The sequence below is a fragment of the Nocardioides sp. CCNWLW216 genome (genome assembly GCF_037120545.1).
In the GTDB taxonomy this organism is placed as follows: Bacteria; Actinomycetota; Actinomycetes; order Propionibacteriales; family Nocardioidaceae; genus Nocardioides; species Nocardioides lianchengensis.
In genome coordinates this window covers 40,673-54,204 of record NZ_JBBBBJ010000005.1, presented here as the reverse complement: position 1 = coordinate 54,204, position 13,532 = coordinate 40,673, and the positions used below count along the sequence as shown (strand labels likewise).

The following is a 13,532-nucleotide window of genomic DNA, read 5'->3' as shown; positions in this document are numbered from 1 at the left end:
CCGACTCCTGGCAAGACGAGTTTCGAGGCTCCTCCGCTCCTTCGTCGCTCCGGAGCACCTCAACCACCGCGCATGATCACCACGTCGCCGTGGGTGCCGTAGCCGGTGAGCCGGCCGCCGTACCCGGAGCCGTTGAAGGCGACCATCAGCCAGCCGCCGTCCACGGGGACGACGGTGGGCCACGGGATGTTCGAGGGGTACGGCGCGGACAGCCGCCCGACGGGTGACAGCGCGAGGTCGTAGACGGGGTACTCGCCGCTGCGGTCGCTGGCCAGCACCTGCCAGGCGCCGGAGGCCGGGTCGCGGTGCAGGGTGGTGCCCTCGCAGGCCCGGCGGGCCGGGTCGGCGCCGAGCAGCCGCAGGTCGTCGAGGGACGGGCCGCCCGCGAGGACCGGGTGGAAGCGGAAGTAGCGGCTCGCGCTGACGTAGCCGACCAGCCAGCCGTCGTCGGTGCGGATCAGGTGCGGGTCCCAGACGGCGACCGAGGTCAGCCCGTCCGTGGGCAGCGCCAGCACCTCGGTGTCGAGGACGTGCGCCTCGGTCGACAGATCGGCCGTCGAGGAGGCGAGCAGGACCTGCACCGGGCGCCGCTTGTCGAAGTCGCCCCAGCCGCTGGTGGCGACCAGCCAGCGGCCGGCCTCGTCGTCGCGGACCAGGTGGGTGGCGTGGTCGCCGTACACCCCGGCCTTGTCGGGGCGGCGGAAGAACAGGTCGCCGCGGTGCGCGATCTCCAGGGTGTCGGGGTCCAGGGACCACACCGACGTGTGCGCGGTCGCGAAGAAACCCGGTCCGGCGCTGGTGGCGGTCAGCAGCAGCACCCGACCCAGCCGGTACGGCGACCCGTCGGCCCGGGTCACCAGCCGTAGGTCGCGCAGCCCCAGCTGCCCGAACGCGCCGGCCGTCCCCCCGCTGGTCCGGACGCCGGCCAGCCAGGCCTCGTCGCGGGTGTCGACCCGGCCCTCCAGGTCGACCCGCCCGCGGGCCACCCAGCGGTCCGCCTCCCGGGTCAGCACGGTCGCCTGGGTGCCGGTCAGGGCCAGGCCGAGCGCGTCGACGCGGGCCTTCGCCCGGCCGTGGCGCCGGCTGCGGTGGCGGGTCGGCCGCCGGCCGCCGGTGTCGACCGTGAGCCACGCGTGGCCGTCGTACCCGGCGGTGATCTCGACGTCCGGGCCGGCGATCGTCAGTGGCCCCTCACCGGTGACGGCGAGGTACGGCGCGGGCGGCAGCTCGCCGGGCAGCACGAGGTCGACCGGCCGGTGCCGGGCGACGACCTCGAACCGAGTCGTCAGCAGGCTCAACCGGTCGCGTCCTTCAGCGCGGCGACGGCCCGGCCCACCTCGCGGCCCAGGTCGGCCATCATCGGCTCGGTCCCGTCGACGCGGCCGCCCTCGGCGTGCGACTCGACCCGGGCGGCCGCGGCGGCGACCAGCGGCAGGCCGAGGTTGAGCGCGCTGCCCTTCACCAGGTGGGCAGAGGTGAAGGTGCGGTTGGCGTCGCGGGCGTCGATGGCGTCCTGGATCGCGGCCACCTGGGAGTCGATGCGGCCGATGAACGACGCCGCGGTTCGCTCGAAGAAGCTGATGCCGTCCTTGCGGAGCTCGTCGAGCATCCGCACCCGGGCCGGGTCGAGCACGACGCCGGTGGCGGGCGCCTCGGCCGCGGGGTCCGCGGAGGGGAGCGGCTCCTGGCCGGTCTGCGGTCCGGTCCAGCGCCGGATCACCCGTTCCAGGGCGGTCGCGTCGACGGGCTTGGTGAGGAAGTCGTCCATGCCGGCGGCCAGGCAGCGCTCGCGCTCGCCCTCCAGGGCGGAGGCGGTCATGGCGATGATCGGGACCCGGACGCCGTCGGGCTCGGAGGCCCGGATGGCCCGGGTCGCATCGAAGCCGTCCATCCGGGGCATCCGGCAGTCCATCAGCACCGCGTCGAAGGTGTGGGTCCGGGCCAGCTGGGCGATCGCGTCGAGCCCGTCGGAGGCCAGCGCGACCGAGGCACCGAGGTTCTCCAGCAGGCCGGTGGCCACCAGCTGGTTGACCGGGTTGTCCTCGACGACGAGCACCGAGATGCCGAGCGACGCGACAGCGGCGGCCGGCTCGGGCTCGGGGTCGACCGGCAGGCCTGCGGCCATCGTCGAGACGAGCGTGTCGTAGAGCTCGGAGTGCCGGACCGGCTTGCTGAGCGCCCCGTCGGCGCCGGACTCCGCCACCGCGCGCCGGCCGACGTGATGGTCGGAGGAGAGCAGCAGCAGGCGCAGGCCGTCGAGGCTGGCGTCCGCGCGGATCCGGCGGGCCAGCTCGAGGCCCCCGGTGCCGGGCATCACCACGTCGAGGATGGCCAGGCCGAACGGCCGTCGGCCGCGGGCGGCCTCGCGGAGGGTGGCGAGCGCCTCGTCGGCCGAGGAGACCGCGACCGGCTCCAGGTCCCAGGCCGCGAGCTGCTCGGTGAGGATGAACCGGTTGGTCTCGTTGTCGTCGACGACCAGCACCCGCCGGCCGCGCAGCTGGGCCGGCGTGACCCGGCGCGGGGCGGGGACGCTGGTGGCCCGGCCGAAGCGGGAGGTGAAGGCGAAGGTGCTGCCGACGTCGGGAGTGCTGCGGACCTCGATCCGGCCGCCGAGCGCCTCGACGAGCTGCTGGGAGATGGCCAGCCCGAGGCCGGTGCCGCCGTGCTGGCGGGTGGTCGACAGATCGGCCTGGGTGAAGGCGTCGAACAGCCCGGGGACCGCCTCCGGGGCGATGCCGACTCCGGTGTCGCTGACCTCGACCCGCAGCACGACCTCCTCGGCGCTCTCCGACTCGACCGACGCCTGCACGACGACCTCGCCGCTGGCGGTGAACTTGACGGCGTTCGAGCCCAGGTTGGTGATCACCTGGCCGAAGCGGGTGACGTCGCCACGGAGGAACACCGGGACGTCGGGGTGGCAGGCGACCACCAGCTCCAGACCCTTGTCGTGCGCCGGGCCGCCGAGCACCCCGGCGGTCCGGTCGAAGACGTCGCGGACGTCGAAGTCGGCCTCCTCCAGCTCGAGCTTCCCGGACTCGATCTTCGACAGGTCGAGGATGTCGTTGATGATCGCCAGCAGGTTCAGCCCGGCGCTCTGCACGCCGTCGGCGAGCCGCCGCTGGTGGTCGTCGAGGTCGGTGCGCAGCAGCAGCTCGTTGAGCCCGATCACGCCGTTCATGGGCGTGCGGATCTCGTGGCTCATCGTGGCCAGGAACTCCGACTTCAGCCGGGAGGCCTCCATCGCCTGGTCGCGGGCCTCGGCCAGGTCGGAGGCTCCGCGCTCGCGCTCGGCGACCATCGACAGCTGGGCGGAGATCTGGGCGATCAGCTGGTGGGAGTTGTGGTCCGGCGGCACCTCGTCGGCCAGCAGCAGGATCACCGAGACCACGTCCACGCCGACCACCACGGGGACGGCGATCAGGCTGTGGGTGCCGGCCAGTCGGTCCGGCGTGCCGACGGCGACCCGGCGCTGGCGCACGGCCGACCCGACCAGCTCGAGGTCCGGGGTCACCAGGGAGTCGTCGTACACGGCGACGGGGACGGGGACGTCGCCGTCGGTGGCGTAGAGGGCCAGCACGGCCCACCCGTCGGCGTTCGTCGGCAGCCCGAGCGCGGCCAGGCCGACGGCCTCCGTGAGCGACCCGGCGCTGTTGGAGATCTCCGCCATCTGCTGCAGGAGGTGCAGCCGGCGGGTCGCCTCGGTCGCGTGCTCGTCGGCGGTCTTCAGGTCGGTGACGTCCTGGGCGGTGCCGCTCATCCGGACCGGGGCCCCGTCGGGCCCGCGCTCGATGACGCCCAGGCCGCGGATCCAGCGCTGCTCGCCGCCGGGGAGCACGCGGCGGCCGGTCCAGGCGAACTCGTCGCGCCCGGCCACCGCCTCGGCGACCACCTCGCGGATCTGGGCCCGGTCGTCGGGGTGGATCGCCTCGATGAAGCTCTCGCGGCTGATCGTGAACGTGGCCGGGTCGAGGCCGAAGATCCGGTAGAGCTCCTCGGACCAGGTCACGACGTCGGTGGCGAGGTCGAGGTCCCAGCTGCCCAGGCGGGCGATCTCCTGGGCCTGGGCGAGCTGCTGCTCGCGCAGCTGGAGGGTCCCGACCAGCTCACGGCGCTCGGTGTACGGCGTGACGCGGTGCAGGAAGCCGATCAGCCGGCCGCCGTCGTCGCGGACCGCGCTGTGGCTGACCAGGCTCCAGGTGACCACGCCGTCGGGCCGGCGGAAGGAGGTCTCGAGGTTCTCCAGGACGTCGCCGGCCTGGAGGCGCTGCAGCCGGTGCGCGATCTCGGCCCGCCCGCGGTCGTCGAGCATCGAGGCGGCGTCTCGGCCGACCAGCTCCTCGGGCGGGTGCCCGAGGAAGGCGGCCATCCGGTCGTTGGCGTAGAGGGTGCGGCCCGAGGGGTCGACGAGCCACAGCCCGTCGGTGCTCGCTTCGACCATCCGGCGGAACAGATCGGCTGATCCGTGCATCCACGCCTCCTCTGCGTCCATTGTCCACGCCTCGCGCCGGCGACGGGCACGGTTCGCCAGGTCTGGACCCGTGTCACATCCCGGGCCCGGGATGTCACGCTGATCCCGTGTCCGACCGTCCGCTGAACCTGCGCCCCAGCAGCCGACCGGGCCTGACCCGCTGGCTGGTGCGCGTCGTCGTGGCCGGCTGCGCGCTGGTCCTCGTCGGCGGGCCGGTGTGGATCTTCATGCACGGCTCCGCCGCCGGCTGGCAGCGCGACCGGGCGGTGGTCGCGACGGTCCCCGACGACGCCCGCTGCCGGACCGGACCGCCGCCGGGGTCGCCGCGCACCTGCGAGGCGACCTGGCCGGGTGGCTCCGGCGACGTCAGCGACCGGTACGGCGGCCCGCGGCCCGCGGCCGGCGAGTCGGTGGACGCCCGCGTGGTCGGCGACGACCTGGCCCTGACCGGCTACTCCCGCGTGCTGCTCGGGTGGGCGCTGGCGGCGCCGTACCTCGCGGGGGCGGGGCTGGTGCTCGGCCTGGTGGCGGGGGCGCTGCTGGTCCGGCTGGACCCGCGCTGGTGGACCCGGCGGACCGACCTCAGCTGAGGGCCGCGCGGCGGAACGCCTTCCCGACCGCCGTGATCCGCGCGCCGGGCCGGAACAGCCCGGTGCTCGGGCCGCGGGCGGCGGCGGGCAACCCGAACCAGGCGTGCCGCTGGACGAACCCGAGCCGGTCGAGCATCGCGGAGGAGCGTCGTACGAAGGCGGCCTGGACGCGCGGGCTCGGGACCCGGGTCGGTCCGAAGCTCATCAGGGCGTACTCCGTCAGCCACACCGGCTTGCCGTAGCGCGCGTGCACCGCCCGGAGGTACGACGCCAGCTGCTGCGTGGCGCGCCGTGGGTGGAAGTCGCCGCCGTACCAGTGCACCGAGATCGCATCGACCCGCAGCCCGCGCCGCTCGGCGCCCTTCATGAAGCGGTCCAGCCAGCCACCGGGGTCGGCGCCGCCGTACGCGACGGAGGGGCTGAGCAGCCGCTTGCCGGTGCGCTCCAGCCGCGGCCAGAGCCGCAGCGCCTGGCGGACCGTCAGGTGGGACTGCTCGGCGAGGTCGGGCTCGTTGAAGGTCATCAGCCACGGCGACCGCGCCTCCCGGGCCCGCCGCAGGTTCTCGCGGGTGACGCTGCCCGCTCCCCAGATCGTCGGCACGAAGGTGGTGCCGCGCGGCGTGCGGATGCCGGGGTGCTCGGTGGACCAGGTGTGGAACCAGTCGGCGCCCGAGCGGCGCAGGGACTCGCTGATCCCGCGGTCGCGCCAGGCGCCCACGCCCGGCGACGAGTCGGCCTGCGCGGGCAGGGCGGGGGCGAGCAGCAGCAGCACGAGCAGGGCGAGCGCCCCCGAGCGGGTCCTCATGTCCACCAGGGAACCACGACCCCTTGACGCCGTCCCGCTCGAGAGGCACCGTGCCGCCATGAGGCGCCCTCCCCACGAGAACGTGGCGACCGTCCTGGTCGACCCCGTCGTGCTGCGCGAGCTGGAGGTGCACCTGATGGCCCTCGACCTGCGGCTGTGGCCGGTCGCGACGGCGCCGGTCTACGAGGACGGCCCGCGCGCCGCCTTCCAGCTGCGCCGCCGGCTGCTGATGGCGCGTCGGGGCGCCTGGGACGACGCGGCCGACTGGACGCCGGCCTGGATCGCCTTCGGCGACAGCTGGTACGACGGTGCCGAGCCGCTGCCCTGGGCCGCCCACCAGACCCTCTGGGACACCCTCGAGCGGTACGCCGGCCACGTCCGCTACCGGCTCGGTCTCGGCGGCATCCCCCGCCTCGACGTCCCCCGCGAGCGCACGGCCTGAGCGCCGAGTCAGCCCTTGTTGCGGGCCGAGTCAGCACTACTGGTGCTGACTCGGCCCACCACTTCTGCTGACTCGCCGCGGGGGGAGACGGCGAGGACCTCGGCCGCCGCGGCCAGGAGGGCGCGGTCGACGCGGACCGGTCGGGCGGCGCGGGCGGCGGCCTCCTGCGCCCAGGCCCAGGACGGTACGGCGCCCGCGGTGTCGTCCGGGTGCACCCAGCCGTCGGCGAGGCGGAGCAGGAGCGGGCCGGCGGTGGAGGTGCAGAGCTCGTCGCGGTGGTTCCACCAGAGACCGACGGTGCCGGGCTCGAGGTGCCGTTGCGCGACGGTCGCCTCCAGGGCGGAGATGTCGGGCAGGCCGGCGAGCGGGCCGTCGGAGGACCACCACCAGGGCAGGTCGACGGCCCGCAGCGGACCGGACGCGGGAGTCGGGTCCAGCGGCGTCACGTCGACGACCGTCGGGCCGAACGCCCGCCGTCCCGCGTCGTACGACGCTCCGCCGGTGACCTCGACCGGCCGGCCGGGAAGCGCGGGCCAGGGCGACCAGGGGATCCCGAAGCGGTCCAGCACCTGCCGCGCCTGCTCCTCGGCGTACCCGGCGGCCGCCGGCACCGGGACAACGACCCGGTAGCCGCAGCCCAGGAAGGTCATCGCACGACCGTGACGGCCATGAACCGCCCGCACGGACGGGCGGCGCGGTCGGAGAAGAAGGTGTCGGTGCTGGTGCGGGTGTCGACGCCCATCCGGTGCACGACCCCGACTCCGGCGTCGCGCAGCTGCCGCTCGACCGCGCCGCCGACGTCGAGGAAGCGGTGGCCCGGCCGGCTGGCCCTCGTGAACCCGGGCAGCACCGCGTCGAGCGCGTCGGCCTCGGCGTCGCCGACCTCGTAGCTGCCGTAGCCGACGCACGGCCCGACGCCGGCGACCAGGTCGGCGGGGTCGGTGCCGAACGCGTCGACCATCCGGGCGACGGTCGCCGCCAGCACGCCGCGGACCACGCCGGGCCGGCCCGCGTGGGCGGCGCCGACGGCGCGTCGTACCGGGTCCCAGAGCAGGACGGGGGCGCAGTCGGCGACCAGGATCGCCAGGGCCGCACCCGGCACGTCGGTGACCAGCGCGTCGGTGGCCGGGAAGTGCTCGCGGGACGCCTCCACGCCGGCGTGCCCGAGGCCCGCGAGCGCCGGGGTCACCACCGCGACGCGGGCGCCGTGCTGCTGGTCGGCCACGGTCAGCGCGGGGACGTCGAGCGCGTCGGCCACCAGGTCCCGGTTGCGCAGCACCGCCGCCGGGTCGTCACCGACGTGGTCGCCGAGGTTGAGGGTGCCGTAGACGCCCGCGCTCACCCCGCCGTCCCGGGTCGTGACGACCGCGCGGACCGCGGCGCCGTCGTACGGGAAGGGGCGGAGGCTCTGCTCATCCATGGGGAAGCGCCCGCATCGCGGCGGTGAACACCTCGGCCCGCTCGGCGTAGTCGCGGAACACCCCGAAGCTCGGGGCCGCGGGGGAGAGCAGCACGACGCCGTCGGGCGCGGCGAACGCGTGCCCCCGTCGTACGGCGGAGGCCAGGTCGGGGCACTCCTCGACCGGCACCCCCGGCGCGATCGCGCGGATGGTGCTGGCGATCCGCGGCCCGTTGTCGGGCAGCGTCAGCACCAGCAGGTCGGGCACGTCGGCCAGCCCGGCCGCGAGCGGCGCGTAGTCGATGCCACGGTCCTGCCCGCCCACCAGCAGCGCCACCCGGCGCCCGGGGAACGACGCGACCGCGGCCAGGGTCGGCAGCGTGTTGGTCGACAGCGAGTCGTCCACGAACTCGACGTCGCCGACCGCGCCGACGCGGGTGAGCCGGCTCGGCAGGGGCGTGTACGACGCCGCGGCCGCCGCGAGCGCGCCCTCGTCGTCCGCGCCCGGCACGCCGAGGGCGGCGAGCACCGCCTGCGCGAGGAGCGCGTTGCGGAGGTTGTGCCGCCCGATCAGGCCGAGTCCGTCGGCCCAGGGCGCCGGCGCCTCGGCGACGCGGAGCACGTGCGGGCCGAGCAGGTCGGCGTACCGCTCCAGCTCGGCGTCGGCCGCGGGTGCGACGACGGTCTCGACGCCGGGGCGGGTGCAGAGCGAGAGCTTGTCGCGGACGTAGCCGTCGTACCCGTGGTGCCAGACCAGGTGGTCCTGGCTCAGCGAGGTCACCGCGACGACCCGCGGCCCGGTGGTGACGTCGTGGGCCTGGTAGCTCGACGTCTCGACCAGGTAGACGTCGGCGTCCTCCACGCCCGGCTCCCACGGCGCGCGGCCGATGTTGCCGCCGACGAACACCCGGCTGCCGAGGCCGGTCGCCAGCGCGCCGGCGATCGCGGTCGCGGTGCTCTTGCCCTTGGTGCCGGTCAGGCAGGCGACCCGGTCGCGGGGGGCGTCCTCCAGCCACAGGCCGAGGCCGCCGGCCAGCCGGACGCCGGCCGCGGTCAGGGTGAGCGCGGGCTCGTCGTACGGGCTGATGCCGGGGCTCTTCACCACCACGTCGCACGCCAGCAGCCGGTCCAGGCCGCCCTCGTCGAGCGCCAGGACCCCGTCGCCCGCGACCCGGTCGACCACGGCGTACGGCGTCACCCCGTCCGCCGCCAGCCGGCGCACGCTCGCCGACCCCTCGACGCCGACGCCCCAGACGCCGACCCGCAGGCCGGCCAGGCCGCGCCAGCCGGTCACCGGGTGTCGTCCGCCGGGAGGAAGTGCTCACCCTGCCGGTGCAGCAGGGCCTGCTCGGACGGCACCGGCTTGCCGGCCGCCTCGAGGGTGGCGACGTGGGCGGCCAGGGCGGCGAGCAGCGGGGTGTCGGCGCGGTCCGGGCGGGCGACGGCCAGGGTGACCGCGGTCCGGCACTCGCCCTCGTCGCCCACGCACTCCAGCGGCTTGTCGGAGCCCGGCTGGCCGAGCAGCGACTCGAAGACCGGGGCCAGGGACTCGTCGAGCAGCGGCTCGTGGCCCCGGAAGATCGCGTCGAGCTCGGCCGGGGCGACGTACGGGCTGAGGATCAGGTCGATGAAGCAGCACTTGTCGCAGCGGCCGCACCAGGTGGGGTGCCGGCTGCCGGCGTCGACGAAGAACGCCTTGTTGCAGCTGCGGAAGGCCAGGTGGTAGTCCGTCAGCTCCGCGAACCGCTCGGCCACCCAGAGCTCGCTGAAGGGCCGCAGCGCGGAGTAGTAGTCGACGCCGGTGACGTTCTCGGCGAGCACCGCGCGGAAGGCCCGCTCGAAGTCGAGGCCCTTGCTCCACTGGTGGTTGACCGGGACGCCGTTGGCGACCAGGCCGGTCGGCTCGCTCGCAGAGTGCTCGTTGGACATGACCACCCGGTCGTGGCCGTGCGCGACCGCGCTCACCACGGCCGCCGCCGAGATCACGCCGGTGACCGGCACGTGCCCGTTGAGGTAGCCGCGAGCCTTCGACTCCAGCACCTTCGGGTCGAGGTGTCGCCGGACCCGGCGGACCGGCAGCCCGGTGATCGCGGCGCTGTCCTCGATCGGCTCGAACGGCACGTCGGAGGTGTTGGCCACGAAGAGGGCCGCCCCGTCGCGGCCGGCGGTGGTGCCGTCGACGACGACGATCGAGTCGATGCCACCACCGAAGGGAACCAGCGGTCCCCGTCGTACGACGGCCGCGGCGGGGGCGGGCGTCCGCGGCCCGGCCTCGATCCGCAGGTCGCTGATGTCGACGCCGCTGCGGTAGGAGAACTCGGCCAGCCCGTGCAGGTGCACGTCGCGCAGGAAGTCGGCCTCGCGCGGGCTCAGCCCGTCGGCGGGACCGACGAGCAGCGGCGGGGCGCCGGTCTTGTAGTAGGAGATGCCGGCCAGCAGGAACAGCACCCGGGCGGCGCCGAGCACCGCCGGCGAGGTGAAGTCGGCGTCGTCCCCGGCCTCGAAGGCGAAGACCTCCGTGAAGGTCTCGTCGTCGAGCGAGTAGGTGCAGGTCAGCACCCCGTCGGCGGTCAGCTCGAACCGCTCGTAGGAGAAGACCCGACCCCGCTGCCTCGCCGCTTGACTCACCGGCCCAGCCTACCGAGGCAGCGGGTGAGCCTCACTGAGCGGCGTAGCCGCCGTCGACCAGGTGGTAGCTGCCCGTGACGAAGGTGGCGGCGTCCGAGACCAGGAAGGCGACCAGTGCGGCGACCTCCTCGGGCGTGCCGAGCCGGCCGGTGGCGTGCTTGTCGGCGAGCGCCTGCTGGGTGGCGGCGTCGAGGTTGGCCTCGAGCAGCGGGGTGGCGATGAAGCCGGGGCCGACGGCGGTGACGCGGACGCCCTCGCGGCTGTGCTCCAGCGCGGCGTTCTTGGTGAGGCCGATCAGGCCGTGCTTGGCCGTGACGTACGCCGAGGAGCCGGCGATGCCCACCGAGCCCAGGACCGAGGCCATGTTGACGATGGCGCCGCCGCCGTTCGCGGCGATCGCGGGGACCTGCGCGCGGACGCCGTAGAAGACGGCGTTGAGGTTGACCTCGACGACCTGCTGCCAGCTGTCGACGGGGTACTCCGCGACGGGGGCGTTGGCGCCGCCGATGCCGGCGTTGTTCACGGCGATCCGCAGCGGCGCGAGCTCCTCGGCGGCCGCGACCATCGCGGCCTGGACGTCGACGTCGGCGACGTTCCCGACGAACGGCTTCGCGGTGCCGCCGGCGGCGGTGATCTCCTTCGCGACGAGCTCGGCGGCGGCCTCGTCCAGGTCGGCGACCAGGACAGCCGCTCCGTTCTCCGCCAGCAGGGTGGCGACGGCCCGACCGATGCCGGACCCGGCGCCGGTCACGATCGCCGAGCGTCCGGCGACGTCGTAGGTGGCCATGGTGTTCCTCCTCATTGAGATAACCGACAAATGTCGGATACTAGGACAACCTACAGTTCTCCCTGTTCATTCCGACGCGGAGGAGATCCGGTGGACGCACGACAGCGCCGATCGCAGGAGCGACTGCACGCGGCGGTGCTGCGACTGGCTGCCGAGCGGCCGGTGGTCGACCTGAGCGTGACCGAGGTCGCGACCGAGGCCGGCGTGCATCGCTCGACGTTCTACGAGCACGCGACCTCCCCGGCCGACCTGCTCCAGGCGGCCCTGGTGGCCGAGCTCGACATGCTGCGGGCCGGGCTGCTGTCCGACGACACGACCGACGTCCCGCGGGCCGTGCGCGAGGTGACTGTCGACGTGCTGCGCCACGTCCAGCGGCACGCCGTGATCTACCGCCGCGGACTCGGGGCCGGCAGCGGCAGCGGCAGCCTGCACGCGATGCTCAGCGAGCACTTCCGCGGGACCAGTCGCCGGTTGTTGGAGCTCGCGCGCCTGCGCGTCGACGTCACGGTGCCCGCCGTACCCGACGAGGTCGTGGCGGACCTCGCCGTCCGCTTCATCGCCGACGGGACCGTCGGCGTGATCGAGGGCTGGCTCGACGGCGGGCTGAGCCTCGACCAGCTGCTGGAGGCGTACGCCGCCCTGCTCCCCGCGTGGTGGCCGAGCCACATGGTCGAGGCGCCCGCCGGGTAGTGCTCCCCGCATGAGCACCCGCACCGTCGCGATCACCGGGGCCGCCGCCGGCATCGGCCGCGCCACCGCCCTGGCCTTCGCCGAGCGCGGCTGGGCGGTGACGGCGTACGACGTGGACGGCGCCGGGCTCGCCTCGCTGCCCGCCACCGTCCGCACCGGCACGCTGGACGTGACCGACCCCGACGCGTTCGTCGCCGCGCTGGCCGACCTGGTGGCCGAGCACGGCCGCCTCGACGTACTCGTCAACAACGCCGGCCTGCTCCGCTCGGGCCCGTTCGCGGAGCAGGACCTCGGCGCCCTGCGCCAGGAGGTCGCGGTCAACGTCACCGGCGTCCTGCACGGGATGCACGCCGCGTTCCCGCACCTGCGGGCCACGGCGGCGGCCCACGGCTCGGCCGTCGTGGTCAACCTGTCCTCGGCCTCGGCGATCTACGGCCAGGCCGAGCTGGCCAACTACAGCGCCACCAAGTTCTACGTCCGCGGCCTCACCGAGGCGCTCGAGCTCGAGTGGCGTCGGCACGGGATCCGGGTGACCGACCTCTGGCCGCTCTTCGTCCGCACCGGCATGCTCGACGGCGTCCGGACCGGTACGACGGACTCGCTCGGGATCCACCTCGCGGCCGAGGACGTCGCCGCCGCGGTGCTGGCCGCCGTCGACCCGCCCCGCCTGCACCGGCTCACCCGCCGCGTCCACGTGCCGGTCGGCCGCCAGGCGGGAGCGATGCTGCTCGGCTCCCGGTTCTCGCCGGCGTGGCTGACCCGCGCGATCAACCGGCGGCTCGCGCACTCCTGAGGCGCCGCGTGAGTTTCATCGGCTGGCCGACAGAACTCCTTCCGGGACGACAAAGGTTCATCGTCCCGGCGTGAGTTTCATCGGCTAGCCGATGAAACTCTCCCGGGCACCCTCAGACCTGCTCGACCGAGCACCACCAGGTGGTGCGGCCACCGACGGTGCCGCGCACCATCTCGGCGCCGCAGCGCGGGCAGTGGCCGCCGGCCCGGCGGTGCTCGATGACCTCCCCGGTGTGCACGCCGCCCTGCCGGATCGCCCTGCGGGTGGCGGCCCGCAGCTCGCGACGGAGCAGGTCGAGGTCGTCGGCGTCGAGCGTGTCGACGGTACGGCGGGGGTCGAGTCGCGCCCGCCAGAGCGTCTCGTCGGCCAGCAGGTTGCCGACCCCGGCCAGCACGGACTGGTCGAGCAGCCGGGCCTTGACCGGCGTACGTCCTCGGCCGACCCGCGAGCGGAACGTGTCGCGGTCGATCTCCGCCGCGTCCGGGCCGAGCGCGTCCAGGTCGGGGTCGAGCCGCACCCGGCCGAGCCGGCGCTTGTCGTGCAGCCGCAGCGCGCCGCCGTCCTCGAAGAGGAGCGTGAACCGGAACCATGCAGCCGCCCCCGGCCGCGCGGGGGCGTCGCCCCAGTAGTCGCCGCCCTCGTCGGGCGACCCGCCCGAGTCCGCGGGCGGGTCGACCACGATGCGCCCGGACATGCCCAGGTGCAGCCCCAGCACCGCGTCGCCGTCGGTCGTGCACCACATGGTCTTGCCGCGCCGGTGGGCCTCGGTCAGGGTGAGCCCGACCAGCGCGGAGCGGATCTCGCCGGGGGAGTGTGGCCGGCAGACGAAGGTGTCGGTGTCGTCGACGTCGGCGATCCGTCGGCCCAGCGCGGAGCGCTCGATCGCCGCCCGCGCGGTCTCGACCTCGGGGAGCTCGGGCACGAGGGCGG

At 74.9% G+C, this 13,532-nt stretch carries 13 protein-coding genes; 4 read left to right on the top strand and 9 right to left on the bottom strand.

Annotated features, from left to right (window positions below; all coding sequences use genetic code 11):
- Positions 1-59 precede the first annotated feature (59 nt).
- The gene (locus V7S47_RS12940; RefSeq protein WP_336561927.1) at positions 60-1,298 is read right to left on the bottom strand and encodes a hypothetical protein; all 1,239 of its coding nucleotides are present in this window, start codon (positions 1,296-1,298) and stop codon (positions 60-62) included.
- Positions 1,295-4,468, bottom strand: a complete 3,174-nt coding sequence (locus V7S47_RS12935) for a response regulator (protein WP_336561926.1) — start codon at positions 4,466-4,468, stop codon at positions 1,295-1,297. Before V7S47_RS12935 ends, V7S47_RS12940 begins: the two co-directional genes overlap by 4 nt.
- Positions 4,469-4,575: 107 nt before the next feature.
- Between V7S47_RS12935 and V7S47_RS12930 the strand changes: the two genes are divergently transcribed.
- Complete coding sequence (locus V7S47_RS12930) at positions 4,576-5,058, top strand: hypothetical protein (protein ID WP_336561925.1); 483 nt, start codon at positions 4,576-4,578, stop codon at positions 5,056-5,058.
- Here the strand turns inward: V7S47_RS12930 and V7S47_RS12925 are convergent.
- Complete coding sequence (locus V7S47_RS12925) at positions 5,051-5,863, bottom strand: glycosyl hydrolase (RefSeq protein WP_336561924.1); 813 nt, start codon at positions 5,861-5,863, stop codon at positions 5,051-5,053. The two genes, V7S47_RS12930 and V7S47_RS12925, sit on opposite strands and share 8 nt — an antisense overlap.
- 58 nt (positions 5,864-5,921) lie before the next feature.
- Between V7S47_RS12925 and V7S47_RS12920 the strand changes: the two genes are divergently transcribed.
- On the top strand, positions 5,922-6,305 hold the full coding sequence (locus V7S47_RS12920) for a hypothetical protein (RefSeq protein ID WP_090859815.1): 384 nt from the start codon (positions 5,922-5,924) through the stop codon (positions 6,303-6,305).
- A gap of 8 nt (positions 6,306-6,313) precedes the next feature.
- Here the strand turns inward: V7S47_RS12920 and V7S47_RS12915 are convergent, their stop codons facing one another.
- From V7S47_RS12915 to V7S47_RS12895, 5 genes are read right to left on the bottom strand one after another with little or no spacing between them, the layout of a single operon-like run.
- Positions 6,314-6,955 carry a hypothetical protein gene (locus tag V7S47_RS12915; RefSeq protein ID WP_336561923.1) on the bottom strand — a complete coding sequence of 214 codons (642 nt, stop codon included), beginning with the start codon at positions 6,953-6,955 and terminating at the stop codon, positions 6,314-6,316.
- Positions 6,952-7,725 carry a polyphenol oxidase family protein gene (locus V7S47_RS12910; protein WP_336561922.1) on the bottom strand — a complete coding sequence of 258 codons (774 nt, stop codon included), beginning with the start codon at positions 7,723-7,725 and terminating at the stop codon, positions 6,952-6,954. Before V7S47_RS12910 ends, V7S47_RS12915 begins: the two co-directional genes overlap by 4 nt.
- Positions 7,718-8,998: a UDP-N-acetylmuramoyl-L-alanine--D-glutamate ligase gene (murD, locus tag V7S47_RS12905; protein WP_336561921.1), complete on the bottom strand. Its 1,281-nt coding sequence runs from the start codon at positions 8,996-8,998 to the stop codon at positions 7,718-7,720. The genes V7S47_RS12910 and murD overlap by 8 nt, the downstream gene beginning before the upstream one ends.
- Complete coding sequence (locus tag V7S47_RS12900; protein WP_336561920.1) at positions 8,995-10,332, bottom strand: hypothetical protein; 1,338 nt, start codon at positions 10,330-10,332, stop codon at positions 8,995-8,997. Before V7S47_RS12900 ends, murD begins: the two co-directional genes overlap by 4 nt.
- Before the next feature lie 31 nt (positions 10,333-10,363).
- Positions 10,364-11,119 (bottom strand): SDR family NAD(P)-dependent oxidoreductase, encoded by a 756-nt coding sequence (locus tag V7S47_RS12895; RefSeq protein ID WP_336561919.1) that lies wholly within the window; start codon positions 11,117-11,119, stop codon positions 10,364-10,366.
- A 90-nt stretch (positions 11,120-11,209) separates the two neighbouring features.
- Here V7S47_RS12895 and V7S47_RS12890 point away from each other — a divergent pair, with 90 nt between their 5' ends.
- Together V7S47_RS12890 and V7S47_RS12885 are read left to right on the top strand one after the other, a co-directional pair.
- On the top strand, positions 11,210-11,809 hold the full coding sequence (locus tag V7S47_RS12890) for a TetR/AcrR family transcriptional regulator (RefSeq protein WP_336561918.1): 600 nt from the start codon (positions 11,210-11,212) through the stop codon (positions 11,807-11,809).
- A 10-nt stretch (positions 11,810-11,819) separates the two neighbouring features.
- Positions 11,820-12,602 carry an SDR family oxidoreductase gene (locus tag V7S47_RS12885; protein ID WP_336561917.1) on the top strand — a complete coding sequence of 261 codons (783 nt, stop codon included), beginning with the start codon at positions 11,820-11,822 and terminating at the stop codon, positions 12,600-12,602.
- Between the two features lie 112 nt (positions 12,603-12,714).
- On the opposite strand, the gene V7S47_RS12880 is transcribed toward V7S47_RS12885, so the two are convergent.
- Positions 12,715-13,524, bottom strand: coding sequence for an Fpg/Nei family DNA glycosylase (locus tag V7S47_RS12880; RefSeq protein ID WP_336561916.1), 810 nt, complete (start codon positions 13,522-13,524; stop codon positions 12,715-12,717).
- Positions 13,525-13,532 lie beyond the last annotated feature (8 nt).

Excerpts from the sequence above, each read along its gene's own strand:
- V7S47_RS12915 (WP_336561923.1), bottom strand. The coding sequence starts at position 6,955 with ATGACCTTCCTGGGCTGCGGCTACCGGGTCGTTGTCCCGGTGCCGGCG.
- V7S47_RS12920 (WP_090859815.1), top strand. The coding sequence starts at position 5,922 with ATGAGGCGCCCTCCCCACGAGAACGTGGCGACCGTCCTGGTCGACCCC.
- V7S47_RS12885 (WP_336561917.1), top strand. The coding sequence starts at position 11,820 with ATGAGCACCCGCACCGTCGCGATCACCGGGGCCGCCGCCGGCATCGGC.
- V7S47_RS12925 (WP_336561924.1), bottom strand. The coding sequence starts at position 5,863 with ATGAGGACCCGCTCGGGGGCGCTCGCCCTGCTCGTGCTGCTGCTGCTC.
- V7S47_RS12910 (WP_336561922.1), bottom strand. The coding sequence starts at position 7,725 with ATGGATGAGCAGAGCCTCCGCCCCTTCCCGTACGACGGCGCCGCGGTC.
- V7S47_RS12935 (WP_336561926.1), bottom strand. The coding sequence starts at position 4,468 with ATGCACGGATCAGCCGATCTGTTCCGCCGGATGGTCGAAGCGAGCACC.
- V7S47_RS12895 (WP_336561919.1), bottom strand. The coding sequence starts at position 11,119 with ATGGCCACCTACGACGTCGCCGGACGCTCGGCGATCGTGACCGGCGCC.